This window comes from Rhizobium sp. SRDI943, from assembly GCF_057653695.1.
Genome location: NZ_CM172787.1, coordinates 1,770,458 through 1,789,516, shown reverse-complemented (window position 1 = coordinate 1,789,516; position 19,059 = coordinate 1,770,458). Strand labels below are relative to the sequence as shown.

Below are 19,059 nucleotides of genomic sequence, written 5' to 3'. Positions count from 1 at the left end.
ATGCAGATCCGAAAACGAAAAAGGCCGCAGTGACGCGGCCTTTTCCAATTCGGTGACGGTATCTTACTTCTTGCGTGGAACCTTCGGAACCGCGCTTCCCTTCTTCGGGGCGTCGCGAACCTCAGGCTCGGCCTGCGGCACTGCTTTGGCGCGGGTCTTGCGGGCCGCCTTCGTCTTCAGCTCGCCGTCATCCCCATCATCGCCTTCGGGATGCACGACCTCGGCTTCGGGCTTCGGCTTGATCGGCGCCGTTTCCGAAATGGCTTCGAGCACGATGCCGGGCTTGCCGTCTTCCTTCGGGCCGACAGTGACGTTGACGACGCCGCCCTTCTTCAGCTTGCCGAAGAGGATTTCGTTGGCGAGCGGCTTCTTGATCGTATCCTGAATGACGCGAGCAAGCGGGCGGGCGCCCATCTTCTCGTCGTAACCCTTTTCCGCCAGCCAGGCGATTGCATCCTCGTGCAGGTCGAAGGTGACGTTCCTTTCGGAAAGCTGGGCCTCCAGCTGCATGATGAACTTCTGCACGACCTTGTGGATGACGGCCGTCGGCAACGCCGCGAAAGGAATGATCGCGTCGAGACGGTTGCGGAATTCCGGCGTGAACAGGCGGGTGAGCGCCTCCTCGTCCTCGCCGGTGCGCTTGGACGAGCCGAAGCCGATCGCCGCCTTGGCCATTTCGGATGCACCCGCATTGGTCGTCATGATCAGGATGACGTTGCGGAAGTCGATCTTCTTGCCGTTGTGGTCGGTCAGCGTGCCGTGGTCCATGACCTGCAGCAGGATATTGTAGATGTCGGGATGCGCCTTCTCGATTTCGTCGAGCAGAACCACGCAATGCGGGTGCTGATCGACGCCATCGGTGAGAAGGCCGCCCTGGTCGAAGCCGACATAGCCGGGAGGCGCGCCGAGCAGACGCGAAACCGTGTGCCGCTCCATATATTCCGACATGTCGAAGCGCAGAAGTTCGACGCCGAGCGACGATGCCAGCTGCTTTGCCACCTCGGTCTTGCCGACGCCGGTCGGACCGGAGAAGACATAGGCGCCGATCGGCTTGTTCGGCTCACGAAGACCGGCGCGCGCCAGCTTGATCGAGGTCGAAAGCGCTTCGATGGCGATATCCTGGCCGTAGACGACCGAGCGCAGTTCCTTCTCGAGATTGGCAAGCACGGCTTCATCGTCCTTGGAGACGGTCTTCGGCGGAATGCGCGCCATCGTCGCGACCGTTGCCTCGATCTCCTTTTCGGTGATCAGCTTGCGGCGCTTGGACGGCGGCAGCAGCATCTGCGCCGCACCGGTTTCGTCGATCACGTCGATCGCCTTGTCGGGCAGTTTGCGGTCGGAGATGTAGCGGGCCGACAATTCGACGGCCGACTTGATGGCGTCGTTCGAATAACGCAGGTGGTGATACTCTTCGAAATAGGGCTTCAAGCCCTTCATGATCTCGATCGCATCTTCGATCGACGGCTCGCTGACGTCGATCTTCTGGAAACGACGGACCAGCGCCCGGTCTTTCTCGAAGAACTGGCGGTATTCCTTATAGGTGGTCGAACCGATGCAGCGAATCGCGCCCGATGACAGGGCCGGCTTCAGGAGGTTCGATGCATCCATCGCGCCGCCCGAAGTGGCGCCGGCGCCGATCACCGTGTGGATCTCGTCGATGAAGAGCACGGCGCCCGGATATTCTTCCAGTTCCTTAACGACCTGCTTCAGCCGCTCTTCGAAGTCGCCACGGTAGCGCGTGCCGGCCAAGAGCGTGCCCATGTCGAGCGAGAAGATCGTCGCATCGGCGAGTGCTTCCGGAACCTTGCCTTCGACGATGCGCTTAGCAAGGCCTTCGGCGATCGCCGTCTTGCCGACGCCGGGATCACCGACATAGAGCGGATTGTTCTTCGAACGGCGGCACAGGATCTGGATTGTGCGGCTGACCTCGGCGTGACGGCCGATCAGCGGATCGATCTTGCCGCCCTTGGCCTTCTCGTTGAGATTGACGCAATAGGCCTTGAGCGCATCCTGCTGCTTCTTCGGGCCGCCTTCTTCCTCGCCGCCGCGCGCCGTCGGCTTGCTGCTTTCGGCTTCGTCCTCAGCACCGCGCGGGGGACGCACATCCGAAGCGCCCGGCCGCTTGCCGATGCCGTGAGAGATGTAGTTGACGGCATCGTAGCGGGTCATCTCCTGCTCCTGCAGGAAATAAGCGGCGTGGCTTTCGCGCTCGGCGAAGATCGCGACGAGCACGTTGGCGCCGGTCACCTCTTCGCGGCCGGACGATTGCACGTGGATGACGGCACGCTGGATGACGCGCTGGAAGCCGGAGGTCGGCTTCGAATCCTCGTCATAACCGGTGATCAGGTTGGAAAGTTCGTTGTCGACATATTCGACGAGCGTCTTGCGCAGCGCGTCGAGATCGACATTGCAGGCACCCATGACCGCGGCCGCATCGGCATCGTCGATCAGGGCGAGCAGCAGATGCTCGAGCGTCGCATATTCGTGGTGCCGCTCGTTGGCAAAGGTCAGTGCCTGATGGAGCGCCTTCTCTAAACTAGGCGAAAATGTTGGCACGTTCAGATCCTCACTTCTTTTCCATGACGCATTGCAGCGGATGCTGGTGCTGCCGGGCGAAGTCCATCACCTGGCTGACCTTCGTTTCCGCTACCTCGTATGTAAATATTCCGCATTCGCCGACGCCGTGGTTATGGACATGGAGCATGATGCGGGTGGCACTTTCACGATCCTTCTGAAAAAAACGCTCCAGAATATGAATGACGAATTCCATGGGAGTGTAGTCGTCATTCAAAAGCAGCACACGATAAAGATTGGGCTTCTTGGTCTTCGGCTTGGTGCGCGTGATGACCGAGGTTCGATTTGCGTTGTCCCCGTTCCTTTCGCTGTCGTTCTGCATCCGGATCGGCTTTGCGATCATTGTCATTCATTCCTCAAGCAATCCAGCGGAGCATGGGAGGGTGCTTTTCCCGCCGAATATCTGAAACACTAACTTAGTTCATAATAGGCTGATTTTAAGCCCCCTGTCAGACACTGCAATCAAGAAATGGCCGGCATGCACGGGAAAGACCAAAAAAGTCCCCGGTCGATCCCATGCGGGCGCTGCAGCGAAAGTGGAAACAAAAAGACCGGCTACAGATGCGTAGCCGGTCTTCATTTTTCAATATGTAGCGCAGGTTGCGCCTTTGAAATCAGTTCAAGCAGCAGCAGGCGTCGCCGCCGACACCGACTTTGCGGTCTTGACGACCGCAGCGGCGATCGGTGCCTCATAGGGCTTGTAGGCTGATTTGGCGAGATCGACATACATCTCACTGAGCTTCGTCGTCTCGGAGACAAAGCCTTCAAAATACGCCTTGACGTAGCTCGTCTGCAGCTCGAAGGCGGCCTCGAAGCTCTTGACGCCGGCCAGCGTTTCGAAATGCGTCACCGCGTCCTGAAAAGATTTCTTCGAATATTCAGTGGCTTCGGTGGCGATTGCCTGAAAGCCCTTGGACGTGTCGGTATAGGTCTTCAGGGCCGTGTCGACGGCTTCCTTGCTCTTCTTGTTGGCGTCTTCAAAGTTGAACATGAGCCATCCTCCGTTGGGCTGTTGGTGGCCGCAGGGTAGCTGCAATGCACAAATAGTCAAGTAGTCTTGTGCGCTGCAAAACATCCAACGGTTGCATTACAAAAAGATAACAAAGGCAGCGCGCCGGGGCACGTACGTCTTTGATTGATTTTGCTAAAATATATCAGAATGCCGCAACCGGAAGTTTTGAATAAATTCTCGTTGCGAATCGAAAAAACGAAAAAAGGACCGAACGGATCGCGCCGTTCGGTCCTTTTGAAGCTTTCGAACGCGATCAGAGATCGACGTCGAGGATCGCCATCGAAAAGTTGTAGGAGCGGTCGCCGTCCTCGTCATCGATATAGACGACACCCAGAAATTCTTCGCCGAGATAGACTTCCGCAGAATCATCCTTGCGCGGACGCGCCTTGACGATCATCTGCGGATTGAACATGCGCTTGAAATAGGCGTCGAGCTTCTTGATTTCTTCTGGCTTCACTCTGTCATCTCCGTAAGCGGTCTTGATTGGCCGCTTCTTGCACAGGAAATGCAGCGGTGTAAAGGCAAGGTTGCCGTTTGCTCATGGCTCTCCCCGCTCGGATCCCGCCGACTTTCCTATCCTTGTTTCCAACGGGCGCTCAGATGTCGGCGCCGATCACCTGGTCCATGTTGCGCGACGGCTCGGAACAACCGGCCTCGCCGACGACCTTGGCTGGCACACCCGCGACTGTCTTTTTGGGCGGCACCGCCTTCAATACGACGGAGCCGGCGGCGACGCGTGAGCAATAGCCGATCTCGATATTGCCGAGGATCTTCGCACCGGCGCCGATCATGACGCCGGAGCCGATCTTCGGATGGCGGTCGGCACCCTCCTTGCCGGTGCCGCCGAGTGTGACACCGTGCAGAATCGAGACGTTGTCGCCGATGACGGCCGTCTCGCCGACGACGAGGCCGGTGGCGTGATCGAGGAAGATGCCCTTGCCGATACGGGCGGCCGGATTGATGTCGGTCTGGAAGACGCTGGAGGAGCGGCTCTGCAAATAGAGCGCGAAATCGCGCCGACCGCGGTTCAGCAGCCAATGGGCCAGACGATGTGTCTGCAGCGCATGGAAGCCCTTGAAATAAAGCACCGCTTCCATGAAGCGCAGGCAGGCGGGATCGCGGTCATAGATCGCCTGGATATCGACGCGCAAGATGGAGCTCCAGTCAGGCCAGTCGAGGAGCATTTCCTCGAAAGTCTGGCGAAGCAGGTTCGCCTGCATGTCGGGGTGATCGAGACGTTCGCAGATGCGGTGGATGACGCATTCCTCGAGCGAATGGTAGTTGATCACCGTAGAATAGAGGAAGGCGGCGAGAACCGGGTCCCGTTCGGCGGCGAGCCGGGCTTCCTCGCGCAGACTGTCCCAGATGGGATCCATCACCTTCAGCGGATGGCCTGTGTCAAAAGCACGAATGTCAGTCTTTGCGACCATCGCCGCTCTCCTCGCTGCCAGCCGGAATGCCGTTTTCGGAATGCCAATATATAGAGGAAAACGGCAATAACATAAATGGGTGCCGTCGCCATGGTTTTTTAGCATGGTTTTTCGGCATCACGATGTTGTCAGCAATGGGCGACCCTTGCATAGAAGGCCAGCACCGCCTGCTTGAAAACCCTGTCGCCGACGGCGAGCATATGATCGCGGCCCGGAATATCGAGCGCTTCGGCATTTTGCATCAGCGCCGCCAATTCCTGCGGCGAGCCGGCGATATCATCCTTGGTGCCGACGCCGATCAGCGTCGGCATGTCGAGCTTGGCCATATCGGAGCGGGCGACGAGATCGCGCGAGCCGCGGATGCAATCGGCAAGAGCGACCCGGTCGCTCTTCGTCTGCTCGGCGAAGGCGCGGAACATGCGGCCGCGGGCATGTGTCACCGCTTCCAGCGAGGGCGCCAGCAGCGCATCGGCAATAGGGTCCCAGTCGCCGACGCCGTCGGTCATGCCGATGCCGAGGCCGCCGAGCACCAGCGAACGGACGCGATGCGGATTGGCAAGCGCGGCAAAGACGGAGATGCGCGCGCCCATCGAATAGCCCATGACATTGGCCTCGGGGATGCCGAGATGGTCGAGCAGCGCGATTGCATCGCCGGCCATGATCCATGGGCGATAGGCTTCGGCATCGTGCGGCTTGTCGCTTGCCCCGTGGCCGCGATTGTCCATGGCAATCACCCGGAAGCCGGCATCACCGAGCGTCTTCAACCAACCCGGATGCACCCAGTTGACGTTTGCAGTCGAGGCAAAGCCGTGGATCAACATCACGGGCACACCGGCCGGATCGCCCTCATCGAAGAAGGCGAGCTGCAATCCGTCATGGGTGAAGCTTGAAAATGTGGGTGTATTCAGGTTCATCTGGCCTTCCTTTTTGGCGCGACCATAATCGAGCGGCCTTTCATCGTGAAGCCAAAAACTGTGCCTGGCGCAGTGCTTTGGCTCTACACATTTGCGGCGAAGGCTTATAAGGTTCGCGCACATTTCAAAGCATTCGGAGAGCGACATGGCCGGCCACAACATTCCCCACTTCCAGAACGACGGCGGTCACCGCGTTATCGAAGTCGGCGTCAAGGAATTCATGTGCACCGGCGCTTCGGCTCCCTTCGATCATCCGCATATCTTCATCGACATGGGCGACGACAACGAGAAGGTCTGTTCCTACTGCTCGACGCTCTATCGGTTCAATTCCGCGCTCAAGCCCAGCCAAACCAATCCGGCCGGTTGCGTTTTTCACGTGAAGGCGGCGTAGTCAGTCCAGATTCGGATCGGACGGACAATGCCGGTCGAACATGCCGCCATCATCGGCGCCGGGATATCAGGGCTGACCGCTGCCCTTGCGCTTTCGCGCCGGGGCATCAGTTCGGAGATCTTCGAGCAGGCGGGCGAACTCACCGAAATCGGCGCTGGATTGCAGGTTTCGCCGAACGCTTCGCACATCCTTGCCGAACTCGGCATCCTTGAAGGACTGTCAAAGGTCTGGCTCGAGCCGGACGCGATCCGGCTGATATCGGGCGGGTCGCTCCGCCAGCTCGCGGCGGTGCCGGCCGGCATATTCGCGCGGGAACGCTGGGGCGCTCCCTATGGCGTTCTGCACCGCACTACGTTGCAGAAAGCCCTTTTGGCAGCGGTTACGGCCGATCCGCGCTGCCGGCTTCACCTCGGCGTGCGGATCGATGCGACCCTACCGCCTTTCGAGCGGGCGGCCGACGTCGTGATCGGCGCCGACGGCGTCTGGTCGAAGCTCCGGCAATCCATTTCGGGCAGCCCCTCGCCGCGCTTTTCCGGCAATATCGCCTACCGCTTCACCATTGCCGAAAATGAGGCGCCCGGTTTCCTCGATAGGGCAAGCGTTTCGGCTTTTCTCGGCGGCTCGGCGCACCTCGTCTGCTATCCGCTGAGAGAAAGCGGCAGCTTCAACATGGTGGCGATCACCGCCGGCAATACCGCGCCGCAGGCCTGGCAAAGCGAGCCGACGGCCGAACAGCGCGCCGAGCTGCGGGCACGCCTTTCCGGCTGGAATGCCGCAATCGTCTCGCTGCTCGACAGACAGAATAAGCTAACGTTCTGGCCGCTGTTCGAAACCACATCAGGCACATGGCAGGACGGCCGAAAGACGGTGCTGATCGGCGACGCCGCCCACGCGATGATGCCTTTTGCCGGACAGGGAGCGGCGATGGCGATCGAAGACGCCTACGAACTGGCGGCGTTTCTTTCGAATAGCCCCATGGCGGAAGCGCTGGCGCGCTTCGAAAGACATCGGGCGCCACGCATTGCGAGACTTCGCCAGCGCGGCGCCTTCAACCGGTTCGCCTATCATGCGAAAGGGCCGATCCGGATCGGCCGCGATCTCGTGCTCGGCCTCAAGCCGCCGCTAAGCCTGGCGGCCGATCTCGACTGGATCTACGGCTATCGGGCTGCAGATCTGCCTTGAGGTTTCACAAGCGACGACAAAGCTTGTCTGATCAGACCGCGCTTGCCGCCGCAAAACCCCGTTCGATATCGGCCTTCAGATCGACCACGTCCTCGATGCCGATCTGCAGGCGGATGACCGGACCATCCGTCGGCGCCTTAGCGACCTTGCGATCGTTGAGATAGGCATGCAAAGCGAGGCTTTCAAAGCCACCCCAGGAATAGCCGAGACCGAAAATCCTGAGGGCGTCGAGGAAGGCATGCGCCTTTGCTCTTGATTTCTCCGGGCCGTCGGCGGCCAGCACGAAAGAAAAGATGCCGCTGGCGCCTTTGAAATCGCGCTTCCAGAGATGATGAGAGGGAAAACTCGGCAGAGCCGGATGCAGCACGCGGGCGACATCCTCCCTGCCCTGCAGCCATTCCGCAATATCAAGCGCGCTTTCATAATGCCGCTCGAGGCGCAGGCCCATGGTGCGCAATCCGCGCAGAATCTGATAGGCATCATCGGGTGCGCCGCAGATGCCGAGCACGCCGTTTGCCTCCTTCAGCCGCTCCCAGTGCTCGGCATTGGCCGAAACCGTTCCGAGCAGGATGTCGGAATGGCCGGACGGATATTTCGTCGATGCATGGATCGAGATGTCGACGCCGTGATCGAGCGGCCTGAAATAGAGCGGCGTCGCCCAGGTATTATCCATCATGACGACGGCGCCGTGGCGGTGCGCGACCGCCGAGATCGCCGGAATATCCTGCATCTCGAAGGTGTTGGAGCCGGGAGCCTCGGTGTGAACGAGCTTCGTGTTCGGCCGGAACAGCGTCTCGATGCCGGCGCCGATCGCCGGATCGTAATATTCCACCTCGACGCCGAGGCGCTTCAGCATCGTGTCGCAGAAATGGCGCGTCGGGCCATAGACCGAGTCGACCACCAGCGCATGATCGCCGACCGCGACGAAACCTAGGAACGGAATGGTGACGGCCGCAAGGCCCGAGGGCACGAGGATCGTTCCGGCCGAGCCTTCGAGTGCGTCGATCGCCTCGCAGAGCGCATCCGTCGTCGGGGTGCCGCGCGTTCCGTAGGTGTATTTCTGCGTGCGCGTCTCCATCGCCCGGGCGTTCGGAAACAACACCGTCGAGGCATGCACGACCGGCGGATTGATGAAGCCGTGATAGTCGAAAGGATCGTTGCCAATATGGGTCAGGCGGGTGTTGATGCCGGCATTCTGTAGCAAGCTGTCTTTGTCTTTCATGTCGGGAATAGCCTTTGCGAGGGGTCGCGAAACCTGACTTTTGGACGCCCGGCCGTTTCGGGTCAACCCCTTGAAGATCGGTTGCAGGCGACGGTCCGAAATGATGGAAATTTCGTTTTTCGCGTTATTTTTCCGCAACTGGACGCCTATTTCCTAGCCAACCGCCCATGAATGCAGCGCTATCTGCCAAAATGTTGCATTTCGCCGCAATTATTAGGCGCGACACTTGACCATAGTGACATTTGCGACTGTGATAGGGTCACTCGCGCCGGGAGGGTGTCGAGACAAATGGGGAGGCGGCACGGATTGTCGGCACGCACTCTCCACAAGAAAAGATAAGACAACGGAAAAGGTTGGGAAAATGAAAAATAAGCTCCTGTCCGCCGCCATCGGCGCAGCAGTTTTGGCAGTTGGCGCCTCGGCTGCCTCCGCCACCACTCTCTCAGACGTCAAGGCAAAGGGTTTCGTTCAGTGCGGCGTCAATACCGGCCTTACCGGCTTTGCCGCACCTGACGCTTCCGGCAATTGGGCCGGCTTCGACGTCGACTTCTGCAAGGCCGTCGCTTCGGCCGTGTTCGGCGACCCCACCAAGGTCAAGTACACGCCGACAAATGCGAAGGAACGCTTCACCGCTCTGCAGTCCGGCGAAATCGACGTCCTCTCGCGCAATACGACCTGGACGATAAATCGCGACACCGCACTCGGCTTCAACTTCCGTCCTGTCACCTATTATGACGGCCAGGGGTTCATGGTTCGCAAGGGCCTGAATGTGAAGTCGGCTCTCGAACTCTCCGGCGCCGCAATCTGCGTGCAGTCGGGCACGACCACGGAGCTGAACCTCGCCGATTACTTCAAGACGAACAATCTGCAGTACAATCCGGTCGTCTTCGAAAATCTTCCTGAGGTCAACGCGGCCTACGACGCCGGTCGTTGCGACGTTTACACGACCGACCAATCCGGTCTCTATTCGTTGCGTCTGACGCTGAAAAATCCCGACGAACACGTCATCCTTCCCGAGATCATCTCCAAGGAGCCGCTTGGCCCGGCCGTCCGTCAGGGTGATGATCAGTGGTTCGATATCGTTTCCTGGACAGCTTATGCGCTGATCAATGCCGAAGAGTTCGGCATCACCCAGGCAAATGTCGACGAGATGAAAAACTCGCCGAACCCGGATATCAAGCGCTTCCTCGGCAGCGAGACCGACACCAAGATTGGTACTGATCTCGGCCTGACCAATGATTGGGCCGCCAACGTCATCAAGGGCGTCGGCAATTATGGCGAAATCTTCGAGCGCAACATCGGCCAGGGTAGCCCGCTCAAGATCGCACGCGGCTTGAATGCTCTCTGGAACAAGGGCGGCATCCAGTACGCACCGCCGGTTCGTTAATCGAGCTTTGACATGAAATCCCGGGAAGGCGGCCAAGCCGCCCTCCCATCTTCCAAAAAGCAAAAAGAAAGCCCGAAAACGGGCACAAGGGGATTGGCGCGGCATGACGCATGAGGCTGTGGATACGACACCTTTGCATGGCACCGGCTGGAGTTTCCGGTCGGCAATGTACGACCCGAAATACCGGAGCATATTTTTCCAGGTTCTAACAATTGTTATTCTCGTGGGCTTTGTGTGGTGGGTGGCCCACAACACGGCCGTGAACCTTGCCCGCAGCAATACGGCATCGGGTTTCGGCTTTCTTCGCGGTCGCGCCGGTTTCGAAATCGGCCAGTCGCTGATCGGCTTTTCAAGTGACTCGACTTATGCGCGCGCACTTGTCGTCGGCATTCTGAATACCTTGCTGGTGGCGGTGACCGGTATTTTCACGGCGACCATCATCGGCTTCCTGATCGGGATCGGCCGGCTGTCGCGCAATTGGCTGATTGCCAAGCTCTGCACGGTCTATGTCGAGGTTTTCCGCAACATTCCGCCGCTGCTCGTCATCTTTTTCTGGTATCTCGGCGTTCTCTCCGTCTTGCCGCAGCCGCGCGAGTCGGTGGGGCTGCCGTTCAGCATGTACCTCAACAATAGAGGACTAGCCTTCCCGAAGCCAATCTTCGAGACAGGCATGATAGCGGTCGGCATCGCCCTGCTGATTGCGATTGTCGCGACCATCATCATCGCGCGCTGGGCCCACAAACGCCAAGCCGCAACCGGCCAGCCGTTCCACACCGTATGGACGGCGATCGCGCTGATCGTCGGCTTGCCATTGCTGGTCTTCGTTGTCTCTGGCTTTCCGCTCACCTTCGACGTTCCGGTTGCCGGAAAATTCAACCTCACGGGCGGCTCCGTCGTCGGCCCCGAATTCATGTCGCTGTTTCTCGCTCTGTCCTTCTATACCGCCTCGTTCATCGCCGAGATCGTTCGTGGCGGCATTCGCGGCGTTGCAAAGGGACAATCCGAGGCCGCCGGCGCGCTGGGGCTGCATCCGTCGAGCGTGACGAGACTTGTCGTGGTGCCGCAGGCGCTGCGCATCATTATCCCGCCGCTGACGAGCCAGTACCTGAACCTGACCAAGAACTCCTCGCTCGCCATCGCGATCGGTTTCTCGGATCTCGTTGCCGTCGGTGGCACGATCCTCAATCAGAGCGGTCAAGCGATCGAGATCGTCTGCATCTGGGGTATCGTCTATCTCAGCTTGAGTATTCTCACGTCGCTGTTCATGAATTGGTTCAATGCCAAGATGGCACTGGTGGAGAGATAAGATGTCGGTCGCCGATAAACCCTTCGTCAGAACGTCCATCCTAGCCGCCGAACCGCCGCCCCCCGGCGAGAGGGGAGCCGTCGCCTGGATACGTCGCAATCTCCTGGCAACTCCGAAGGACGTGATCCTGACGATCCTGGCTCTTGCGCTGATCACATGGGCCGTGCCGCATCTCGTCAACTGGCTGTTCATCCAGGCCGTATGGTCCGGGCCGGACCGCACATTCTGCGCGACGACGATCCAGGGCGGCATCCAGCCGGACGGCTGGAGTGGCGCATGCTGGGCTTTCATCAGCGCCAAGTACGATCAGTTCATCTTCGGCCGCTATCCGCTCGGTGAGCGTTGGAGGCCGGCGATCGTCGGGATCCTGTTCATTCTGCTGCTGGTTCCGATGTTGATCCCGTCGGCGCCACGCAAGGGCCTGAACGCCATTCTTCTCTTCGCCGTCCTGCCGGTCATCGCCTTCTGGCTTCTTCACGGCGGCTTCGGCCTCGAAGTGGTGGAGACTCCGCTCTGGGGCGGGTTGATGGTGACGCTCGTGCTGTCCTTTGTCGGTATTGCCGTCTCCCTACCCGTCGGCATTCTGCTTGCGCTGGGACGCCGCTCGAAGATGCCGGTCATCCGGATGCTCTGCGTTACCTTCATCGAGGTCATTCGAGGCGTTCCGCTGATCACCGTTCTGTTCATGGCAAGTGTCATGCTGCCGCTCTTCCTTCCCACAGGCTGGAACGTGGACAAACTGCTGCGGGCGCTGATCGGTGTGTCGATCTTCACGTCGGCCTATATGGCTGAAGTGATCCGCGGCGGCCTTCAGGCGATCCCGAAGGGACAGTTCGAAGGCGCCGATTCGCTCGGCCTCGGCTATTGGCAGAAGACCCGGCTGATCATCATGCCGCAGGCCATCAAGCTGGTCATCCCGAGCATCGTGAACACCTTCATCGGAACGTTCAAGGACACGTCGCTGGTCACCATTATCGGCATGTTCGATCTGCTTGGCATCGTCAAGCTGAACTTCTCCGATGCCAACTGGGCAAGCGCCGTCACGCCGATCACGGGCCTGATCTTCGCGGGCTTCATCTTCTGGCTGTTCTGCTTCGGCATGTCGCGCTATTCAGGTTTCACGGAACGCCATCTCGATACCGGCCACAAACGATAAGAACGCTACAACGATAAGAATGAGGGAAAATAGTCATGGCTGAAGCTCCAGCGAAAAAGCTTACCGTTTCCGCAACGGAAGTGGCGGTCGAGATCGTCAACATGAACAAGTGGTACGGCGATTTCCACGTGCTGCGCGACATCAACCTGAAGGTCATGCGCGGCGAGCGCATCGTCATTGCCGGCCCGTCGGGTTCGGGCAAGTCAACGATGATCCGCTGCATCAACCGCCTTGAAGAGCATCAGAAAGGCAAGATCGTCGTCGACGGCACCGAACTCACCAACGATCTGAAAAAGATCGACGAGGTGCGGCGCGAAGTCGGCATGGTGTTCCAGCACTTCAACCTCTTCCCGCATCTGACGATCCTCGAAAACTGCACACTGGCGCCGATCTGGGTGCGCAAGATGCCGAAGAAGCAGGCCGAGGAAGTGGCCATGCATTTTCTGAAGCGGGTCAAGATTCCGGAGCAGGCCAATAAATATCCGGGACAGCTTTCCGGCGGCCAGCAGCAGCGCGTGGCGATCGCCCGGTCGCTGTGCATGAACCCGAAGATCATGTTGTTCGACGAGCCGACCTCGGCACTCGATCCCGAAATGATCAAGGAAGTGCTCGACACCATGGTGGGTCTTGCCGAGGAAGGCATGACCATGCTCTGCGTCACGCATGAAATGGGCTTTGCCCGCCAGGTCGCCAACCGCGTTATCTTCATGGACCAGGGCCAGATCGTCGAGCAGAATTCGCCGGCCGAGTTCTTCGACAATCCGCAGCACGAACGCACAAAGCTGTTCCTCAGCCAGATCCTGCATTAAATCGAAGCGTCCTTTGAAAAGACCCGCCGCACCTTCCGGTTCGGCGGGTCTTTTGCGTTCAGCGGGAAGCTGTTGCCTGCAGCAGACTGCAGAGACCGGCAAGACCGGAATCGGAGCCGCCTGAACCGGAGATATCAGCGCAACGGACGAGCATCTTGCGCTGCTCATTGACGGGCCTCGCCCGGAAGGCCTCCAGGGTGCGGATCTGCGACGCGCTGAGGCTGCGCTCAGCCGCGGGTCTGCCGTTGCTGCCTGCCCCATCTACCCTGCCGATGGCGAGATCGGCATCGACGCCATTACCGCTGCCGACCGAGGCCGTGGCGTTGGCATCGAGCCCATCAGAACCGCCGGCGCGTGCATTGAGATCGGCATTGACGCCGCGCCCACCACCGATCCTGGCGTTGGCGTCTGCGTCGAGACCATTGCTGCCGCCGGCGCTGGCATTGACAGCGGCATCGATGCCTCGGCCACTACCGGCATTGGCGGTCGCATCGGCATTGACGCCATTCGAGCCGCCAGCGGAAACATTGGCATCGGCGCTGATGCCGCTCCCGCCGCCAATCGAAGCCCCGACATCGGCGCTGACGGCATTGCCTGCATTTACCGACACACCGACATCGAGCGCACGCGCATCGCCTGCCGGCATGGCAAGGAGGGCGCAGGCGGATGCGAGCACTGCAAAGGAGAGTCTATTGTGGTTATGGGTCATGTTTTCCTCCGTTTCCATTCCGCCGAGCGATCTGCCCGGCAGTCGAAAATCGAGGAACGCGCGTACCTTCGATCGATCGGACGCCTGCAACTACAGGACTTCCATGGCAAGGCAACGTGGAGAGATGACGAAGGTTTCACGAGACGGCGCGGCAAGTCGGTTCGGGGGCGTGCGATGATGTTTTACGGTTATTGGAATACGAATTATCTGACAGACTGTGCCAAAAGCAAACATATCTCGCAGCGCCTGGAGAGCCGACGGAGTATTTCCACCCCCATTGGACCAGGAAACTTAGAGCCAGCAAGCAAATCTCAGTTCGCGATACGATTGGCCCTGATTGATCCATTTGCAGCGTTTTCGTGTAGATCGACTACACCCTTCCCCCGAATGGACTTTTCCACCTCCGATTTAGATTGCTAAAAATAACTCCCCTTCCGTCTGGATATATCAGGCGGGAAGTCCATGTTTCAGCTTGTTCTCATCTGATGGAACTGGAGGTTTAGAATGGGCATTTTCGACAAGATCAAACATGCAATCTTCGGAGAGGCGAAAGCAGCCGAACCCGTTGCTGCCGGCGCGCCGAAGACAGAGCCGGCGCAAGCGCCTGCCTCACCGTCGGCTGCCCCCAGTCCGGCGCCTGCGGCCTCTGCTCCGCAGAGCAAGCCGGTCCCCACGGCCACCGCGCCAGGCACAGCCACAGTCGATATCGTCCCGATCCTTGACGCTGCCGTGAAGAAGAGCGGCCAGAAACTCGACTGGCGCCGCTCGATCGTAGACCTGATGAAAGCCGTCGGGATGGATGCCAGCCTCACCGAGCGCAAGGAACTTGCCGCCGAACTCGGCTATACCGGCGACACCAACGATTCCGCAAAAATGAACATGTGGCTGCACAAGGCGCTGATGAAGCGGCTTTCGGAAAACGGCGGCAAGGTACCGGCCGACCTCCTGGATTGATCGATGACGGATAGCTGCCGCCATTTCTGTGGCGGCAGCTGTGCGGGTAACGTCTCGGGCAGATGCGGACGCCGGAACAGGGCGTCCGCTTGCCCGCAGGCACTGGAACCAATAACGTTCGGCTCGATACTTCGATAATCGATCAGGGGAGAATTAAATCCGATGAGATTGATGGCAGTCGTTGGTGTTGCACTTAGCCTTGCCTGTATTTCGGCCGCAGAATCTCCTTCAAACTATCAATCCTATAGCGGCATTCGGGTCGACACCGACCCGGTCCTCCTGGCTCGATACGACAAGGCACTGCAACGCTGCGTGCCGGAGGCAAGCTCATGGCGACGAGGCTCGCCGGACCCGCGAAGCCTGCATTACAATGCGGCTCTCAGAAATTGCCTCTATAGGCGCAGCTTCGTCGACAGAGGCGTCTACGCCTATCCCATCCCCCAGATCTACTTCGAACATTTCCTGGATCGCTGAGAAGAGCCGTGCCCTTCAGAAGCCTATCAAACAAAAACCCCGCCATTTTGGCGGGGCTGTCTTCAATCGCGACCTCTGCATAGTTCCTTAAATCGGAAAGACGCGCGGCGCTATAGTCAGCGTTTGCCGCCAGCTGGCGGCCGACCCTTGCCCGCCGGGCGATTGCCGCTTCCGGACGAGGTCTTGGCGTCATTGCCCTGACCGAAGTTGGTGCCGCCGAGATGGCCGCCGCCGCTGGTATTGGCAACCTGGCGCTGCGCTTTGCGCAACAGTGCCTCTGCATTGGTCTTGCTCATGAAATTCTCCTCAATGGCTGGAAAACCCAGCCGGAATGCCGCCACTGACATCCGCGGTCAAAGACCGAAGGCATATCAGGCAGCGGCGATGGTGTTGGCGGAGGCTTGCGTCAATCAAAGAATTGACTGCATTCATGACGATTCCCCCTCAACCGGCATGACAATCACCCTCCGGCTGCTGCCGGACGGCGCAGAAATCGATTTTGAAAGGAAAGATCAGCTGGGACGCCGGGGCGCAAACCAAGCTCGACAAGCAATTTCGATAGATGAATCAATATGACGGCAATGTGTTTAAAACAAGTTCCCGGCTTCCTGCCTGGAGAAGCGTTGCCGACTGCTTTGCCGATTCATAGAAGATAATCATCCTGGGGCGTCAGTTGGAACGCTTCTTGCAGAGTTACTAATATGTTTATGATGCAAGGACCAAATGTAATGAATCGGTACACATCGCATCAGTTTCCCGCGCTGAGGATCCTCATGAGCGGCCAGGAAAAATACAGCATCGTCAGAACCCTCGGAGATGCAGCCACCATGCTCATTTCCGAATGGCCGGGCGATGATGGCGAGGAGTACGTCGTGGCGGTCAGGACATGCCTCGACGCCATCCGCGGCACGACGCCGCCAAACGCCGCACGGGAAGCGCTGATGAGAGCGGCGGATGAAGCCGGCATCCGTTACCTCTCAGTCGTTCACTGAGATCGCTCAAGCAGATTCCAGAGAAGAATTTGCGGAAACGCTCGAGCAGTGCAAATCCGCCGCTCGAACAGATAGGGGCACCGCGTTCCTGAGCTTTAACGAATAATGGAACGACTGCCGAATTCGAGCCGCGCACATCTTCCTGGCTTCGCCATTTCAAGCGCGTTTGATGCAAGGCATTTCTGCCTTCTGATCGGCCTTCGCAATTTCGCAGATGGTCTATCCCGCGTCACACGAATCGAAATAAACATCAAACGTCGATCAATGGGTCATCAAAGGAATAATATAATAATGCGCGCTGGTATCGTGACAGTATTGATTGCCATGGGATTGCTGACTGCCTGCACGCCAACGCGTCAGGAGTATGATTCTTTCGTCACATTAACGCAGGGCAGTGCAAGAGCGAGAAATGAAGCAGTCAATATTTGCGTGAAGAGCTTCGATGCAAACGCCCGTCACAATGCTGGTCTTGTGACAAACGCTTCGGACAAAGATGCTCCGCGGGTTGCCTGCAGCCGGCTTCTCGCAGCGATGATTTCTGGTCGCGCCACCTATGACGATTTCGTTGACATCAAAAGCCACAGGTTCACACCGAAGCTGATCAAAATTTTTCAAGGTCGCTAAACAGGCTTGCGGTGTCAGGCTCGCAGGCCGGCGACAGATGGCTATCTGTATGCCATCACCAATCTGCCGTGTGAGATGAGATGACCTACGAGAAGATAGCCGGAGGTCCGGAACTGCTGGCGTGGTTCGGCCAGAAGCCGACCCTTCATGACGCGGAAATTTTGAGCCTCACACTCAATCGCACCGGCATCTGCGAGCTGAAGATACACGGCTGGATTTGCACCGATGCCGTTGATCAAGATGGATACCGCATCCTTGACAAGCACGCAGTCGTCACCTTCGCCTTCGAAGATATCATGGACCTGCAGCTGGACGGCTTCAGCCACCAGAACGTGATCAATGGTCTCATCCTCCGCTACGCAACAGATCGTGGCCGAGCCGGCTACTATGCCCTGCCAAAAGGACCGGAAGACATCGAAATCGAACTCCAGCCCTGTTACGGGTTGGATGGTTTCATCCGCGCGAAAAAAGTCGTCGTGACGTTCCGTCCGGGACGGCCTGCTGCAGACAGACCAACTGCCGCAGCGGTCCCTTGAGGAAACCTTTGCTTCTCGGCCCAACTCATAGCCTGTCCCGCCGCTTCTCCCGTGACATCAGTTGGCTGGCGAATGCAGCGGAGAGCGCGTCGTCGGCATATTCAAACGTACCGGCTGTTTTGACCTCCATAGCGGCGCGCATCAACGCACCCAGCGCTGCCCGCGCGAAAGAGCCGCCGACGCTCACGCGCCGTACTCCGGCGCTCGACAGTTCGGCAACCGAGTATTTTCGCCCTTTCAAACCCATGACCACGTTGACTGGCTTGTCCACGGCCCCACAAACGGTTCTGATTGCCTCGATATCAGGCAAGCCGGGGGCGTAAAGCACATCTGCCCCGGCGGCCGAAAATGCTTGCAGCCGTTCGATGGTGTCCTCCAGATCGGGTCTCTCCCAAAGATAATTCTCCGCCCGCGCAGTGAGAAGGAAAGGTAGACCGCGTGCAGCCTCCGCGGCAGCATGGATGCGCTCAACGGCCTGCGATAGGTCGTAGATCGGGGCAGCAGGATTGCCTGTTGCGTCTTCGATTGATCCGCCGACAAGTCCGGTTTCGCAGGCCAGGCGGACGGTTTCCGCACAGATTTCTGGCGACGCACCGAAGCCATCTTCAAGGTCGGCAGACACAGGAAGATCAACAGCGCCAACGATCTCGGCGGCGTTCTCAAGGACCTCATCCCGTCCAAGGCTCGCAAATGAATCCAATTTGCCTTTGGAAAAGGCGTAACCCGCGCTGGTAGTCGCAAGCGCCTCGAAGCCAAGGCTCGCGAGCAGGCGAGCCGAACCGGCGTCCCATGGGTTCGGGATGACAAAAGCCCTGTCGCCCTGGTGAAGCGCCTTCAGTCGCTCAAACTTGCCCCTTTGATCCATAAGGCCTCCCCTCGCCCGTCGCGGAAGGTGAGCCTAGCACCACAGGAACGAAATGTGAACACGCTCCGCGAACTTGCTTTGGAGAGAATAGCGACGATGGCTCTTGAGGCGCCTTTCAGTCAGTCTCACGCTCCTGGACCAGGCATCAGTCCGCAGCCAAAGTATAGTCACACCGCATGCCCGATGGTCTCGGCGGGAACGCGGTGGCGCTTGAAATGCTGGGCAATGGGTTGGTCGAATCGATACTGTCGACCTCCCATTACCACCTCGACCAGCACCAATCGTAAGGCGATGCTGCCCAAAATTGCCGAATTCAGAAAAAAATGTCGATTCCGCATTTGGCGGGAGCAATCCAGCCACGCGCATCAGGTTTTTCTAAAGTTTTCAATGGACGCATGTCGCTCTGGTTGCAGAAAGAATAACTCGCGGCAGGCGAGATATTAATACCGCCACATTTTGGGCGACTCGAAATTCACCAAATATTTCAAAACGTAACTTTGGATCGATTCGGATATTGTGGCA

22 protein-coding genes are annotated in these 19,059 nt (G+C 58.7%); 12 read left to right on the top strand and 10 right to left on the bottom strand.

Annotation, left to right across the window (positions count from 1 at the left end):
- Positions 1–63: 63 nt before the first annotated feature.
- The 6 genes from clpA to AC245Y_RS09410 all read right to left on the bottom strand — a co-directional run bounded on the left by clpA (position 64) and on the right by AC245Y_RS09410 (position 5,930).
- Entirely contained in the window at positions 64–2,556 is a 2,493-nt protein-coding gene (clpA, locus tag AC245Y_RS09435; RefSeq protein ID WP_017993976.1) for an ATP-dependent Clp protease ATP-binding subunit ClpA, read from the bottom strand.
- Positions 2,557–2,566: 10 nt separating this feature from the next.
- Positions 2,567–2,917 (bottom strand): ATP-dependent Clp protease adapter ClpS, encoded by a 351-nt coding sequence (clpS, locus tag AC245Y_RS09430; protein ID WP_017988219.1) that lies wholly within the window; start codon positions 2,915–2,917, stop codon positions 2,567–2,569.
- A 276-nt stretch (positions 2,918–3,193) separates the two neighbouring features.
- Positions 3,194–3,565, bottom strand: coding sequence for a phasin family protein (locus AC245Y_RS09425; protein ID WP_017993975.1), 372 nt, complete (start codon positions 3,563–3,565; stop codon positions 3,194–3,196).
- Between the two features lie 274 nt (positions 3,566–3,839).
- Complete coding sequence (locus AC245Y_RS09420) at positions 3,840–4,043, bottom strand: DUF3126 family protein (RefSeq protein ID WP_003539277.1); 204 nt, start codon at positions 4,041–4,043, stop codon at positions 3,840–3,842.
- 139 nt (positions 4,044–4,182) lie between these two features.
- Positions 4,183–5,016 carry a serine O-acetyltransferase gene (gene cysE, locus AC245Y_RS09415; protein ID WP_003539276.1) on the bottom strand — a complete coding sequence of 278 codons (834 nt, stop codon included), beginning with the start codon at positions 5,014–5,016 and terminating at the stop codon, positions 4,183–4,185.
- A 128-nt stretch (positions 5,017–5,144) separates the two neighbouring features.
- Entirely contained in the window at positions 5,145–5,930 is a 786-nt protein-coding gene (locus tag AC245Y_RS09410; protein ID WP_017993974.1) for an alpha/beta fold hydrolase, read from the bottom strand.
- Positions 5,931–6,075: 145 nt separating this feature from the next.
- Here AC245Y_RS09410 and AC245Y_RS09405 point away from each other — a divergent pair, with 145 nt between their 5' ends.
- Together AC245Y_RS09405 and AC245Y_RS09400 are read left to right on the top strand one after the other, a co-directional pair.
- A complete protein-coding gene (locus tag AC245Y_RS09405) occupies positions 6,076–6,321 on the top strand; it encodes a zinc-finger domain-containing protein (protein ID WP_003539274.1) in 246 nt (81 codons plus the stop codon).
- Positions 6,322–6,348: 27 nt separating this feature from the next.
- Complete coding sequence (locus AC245Y_RS09400; RefSeq protein WP_012757303.1) at positions 6,349–7,503, top strand: FAD-dependent monooxygenase; 1,155 nt, start codon at positions 6,349–6,351, stop codon at positions 7,501–7,503.
- Positions 7,504–7,534: 31 nt separating this feature from the next.
- Here the strand turns inward: AC245Y_RS09400 and AC245Y_RS09395 are convergent, their stop codons facing one another.
- Complete coding sequence (locus AC245Y_RS09395) at positions 7,535–8,725, bottom strand: cystathionine beta-lyase (RefSeq protein WP_026157341.1); 1,191 nt, start codon at positions 8,723–8,725, stop codon at positions 7,535–7,537.
- Positions 8,726–9,086: 361 nt separating this feature from the next.
- Here AC245Y_RS09395 and AC245Y_RS09390 point away from each other — a divergent pair, with 361 nt between their 5' ends.
- The 4 genes from AC245Y_RS09390 (at position 9,087) to AC245Y_RS09375 (ending at position 13,383) form a co-directional block, all read left to right on the top strand.
- The gene (locus AC245Y_RS09390) at positions 9,087–10,112 is read left to right on the top strand and encodes an amino acid ABC transporter substrate-binding protein (protein ID WP_003559026.1); all 1,026 of its coding nucleotides are present in this window, start codon (positions 9,087–9,089) and stop codon (positions 10,110–10,112) included.
- A gap of 103 nt (positions 10,113–10,215) precedes the next feature.
- Positions 10,216–11,418: an amino acid ABC transporter permease gene (locus AC245Y_RS09385; RefSeq protein WP_017993972.1), complete on the top strand. Its 1,203-nt coding sequence runs from the start codon at positions 10,216–10,218 to the stop codon at positions 11,416–11,418.
- Between the two features lies 1 nt (position 11,419).
- The gene (locus AC245Y_RS09380) at positions 11,420–12,574 is read left to right on the top strand and encodes an amino acid ABC transporter permease (RefSeq protein ID WP_487762866.1); all 1,155 of its coding nucleotides are present in this window, start codon (positions 11,420–11,422) and stop codon (positions 12,572–12,574) included.
- Positions 12,575–12,609: 35 nt separating this feature from the next.
- Positions 12,610–13,383: an amino acid ABC transporter ATP-binding protein gene (locus AC245Y_RS09375; RefSeq protein ID WP_012757299.1), complete on the top strand. Its 774-nt coding sequence runs from the start codon at positions 12,610–12,612 to the stop codon at positions 13,381–13,383.
- A gap of 58 nt (positions 13,384–13,441) precedes the next feature.
- Here AC245Y_RS09375 and AC245Y_RS09370 read toward each other — a convergent pair whose 3' ends face one another.
- Positions 13,442–14,092: a hypothetical protein gene (locus AC245Y_RS09370; RefSeq protein ID WP_026157340.1), complete on the bottom strand. Its 651-nt coding sequence runs from the start codon at positions 14,090–14,092 to the stop codon at positions 13,442–13,444.
- Positions 14,093–14,596: 504 nt separating this feature from the next.
- On the opposite strand from AC245Y_RS09370, the gene AC245Y_RS09365 reads away from it, so the two are divergent.
- Both AC245Y_RS09365 and AC245Y_RS09360 read left to right on the top strand, forming a co-directional pair.
- A complete protein-coding gene (locus tag AC245Y_RS09365; RefSeq protein WP_017993969.1) occupies positions 14,597–15,046 on the top strand; it encodes a DUF3597 domain-containing protein in 450 nt (149 codons plus the stop codon).
- A 162-nt stretch (positions 15,047–15,208) separates the two neighbouring features.
- Positions 15,209–15,520 (top strand): hypothetical protein, encoded by a 312-nt coding sequence (locus AC245Y_RS09360; protein ID WP_012757296.1) that lies wholly within the window; start codon positions 15,209–15,211, stop codon positions 15,518–15,520.
- Between the two features lie 116 nt (positions 15,521–15,636).
- Here the strand turns inward: AC245Y_RS09360 and AC245Y_RS09355 are convergent, their stop codons facing one another.
- Positions 15,637–15,816: a hypothetical protein gene (locus tag AC245Y_RS09355; RefSeq protein WP_003559012.1), complete on the bottom strand. Its 180-nt coding sequence runs from the start codon at positions 15,814–15,816 to the stop codon at positions 15,637–15,639.
- Here AC245Y_RS09355 and AC245Y_RS09350 point away from each other — a divergent pair.
- The 4 genes from AC245Y_RS09350 to AC245Y_RS09335 all read left to right on the top strand — a co-directional run bounded on the left by AC245Y_RS09350 (position 15,815) and on the right by AC245Y_RS09335 (position 17,672).
- A complete protein-coding gene (locus tag AC245Y_RS09350) occupies positions 15,815–16,096 on the top strand; it encodes a hypothetical protein (RefSeq protein ID WP_155739810.1) in 282 nt (93 codons plus the stop codon). The genes AC245Y_RS09355 and AC245Y_RS09350 overlap by 2 nt on opposite strands.
- A 125-nt stretch (positions 16,097–16,221) precedes the next feature.
- Positions 16,222–16,512 (top strand): DUF982 domain-containing protein, encoded by a 291-nt coding sequence (locus AC245Y_RS09345; protein WP_017993967.1) that lies wholly within the window; start codon positions 16,222–16,224, stop codon positions 16,510–16,512.
- Positions 16,513–16,803: 291 nt separating this feature from the next.
- Positions 16,804–17,136, top strand: coding sequence for a hypothetical protein (locus tag AC245Y_RS09340; protein WP_012757294.1), 333 nt, complete (start codon positions 16,804–16,806; stop codon positions 17,134–17,136).
- 80 nt (positions 17,137–17,216) lie between these two features.
- The gene (locus AC245Y_RS09335; protein WP_012757293.1) at positions 17,217–17,672 is read left to right on the top strand and encodes an Imm50 family immunity protein; all 456 of its coding nucleotides are present in this window, start codon (positions 17,217–17,219) and stop codon (positions 17,670–17,672) included.
- Between the two features lie 25 nt (positions 17,673–17,697).
- Here the strand turns inward: AC245Y_RS09335 and AC245Y_RS09330 are convergent, their stop codons facing one another.
- Entirely contained in the window at positions 17,698–18,537 is an 840-nt protein-coding gene (locus AC245Y_RS09330) for an isocitrate lyase/PEP mutase family protein (RefSeq protein ID WP_017993966.1), read from the bottom strand.
- Positions 18,538–19,059: the final 522 nt, after the last annotated feature.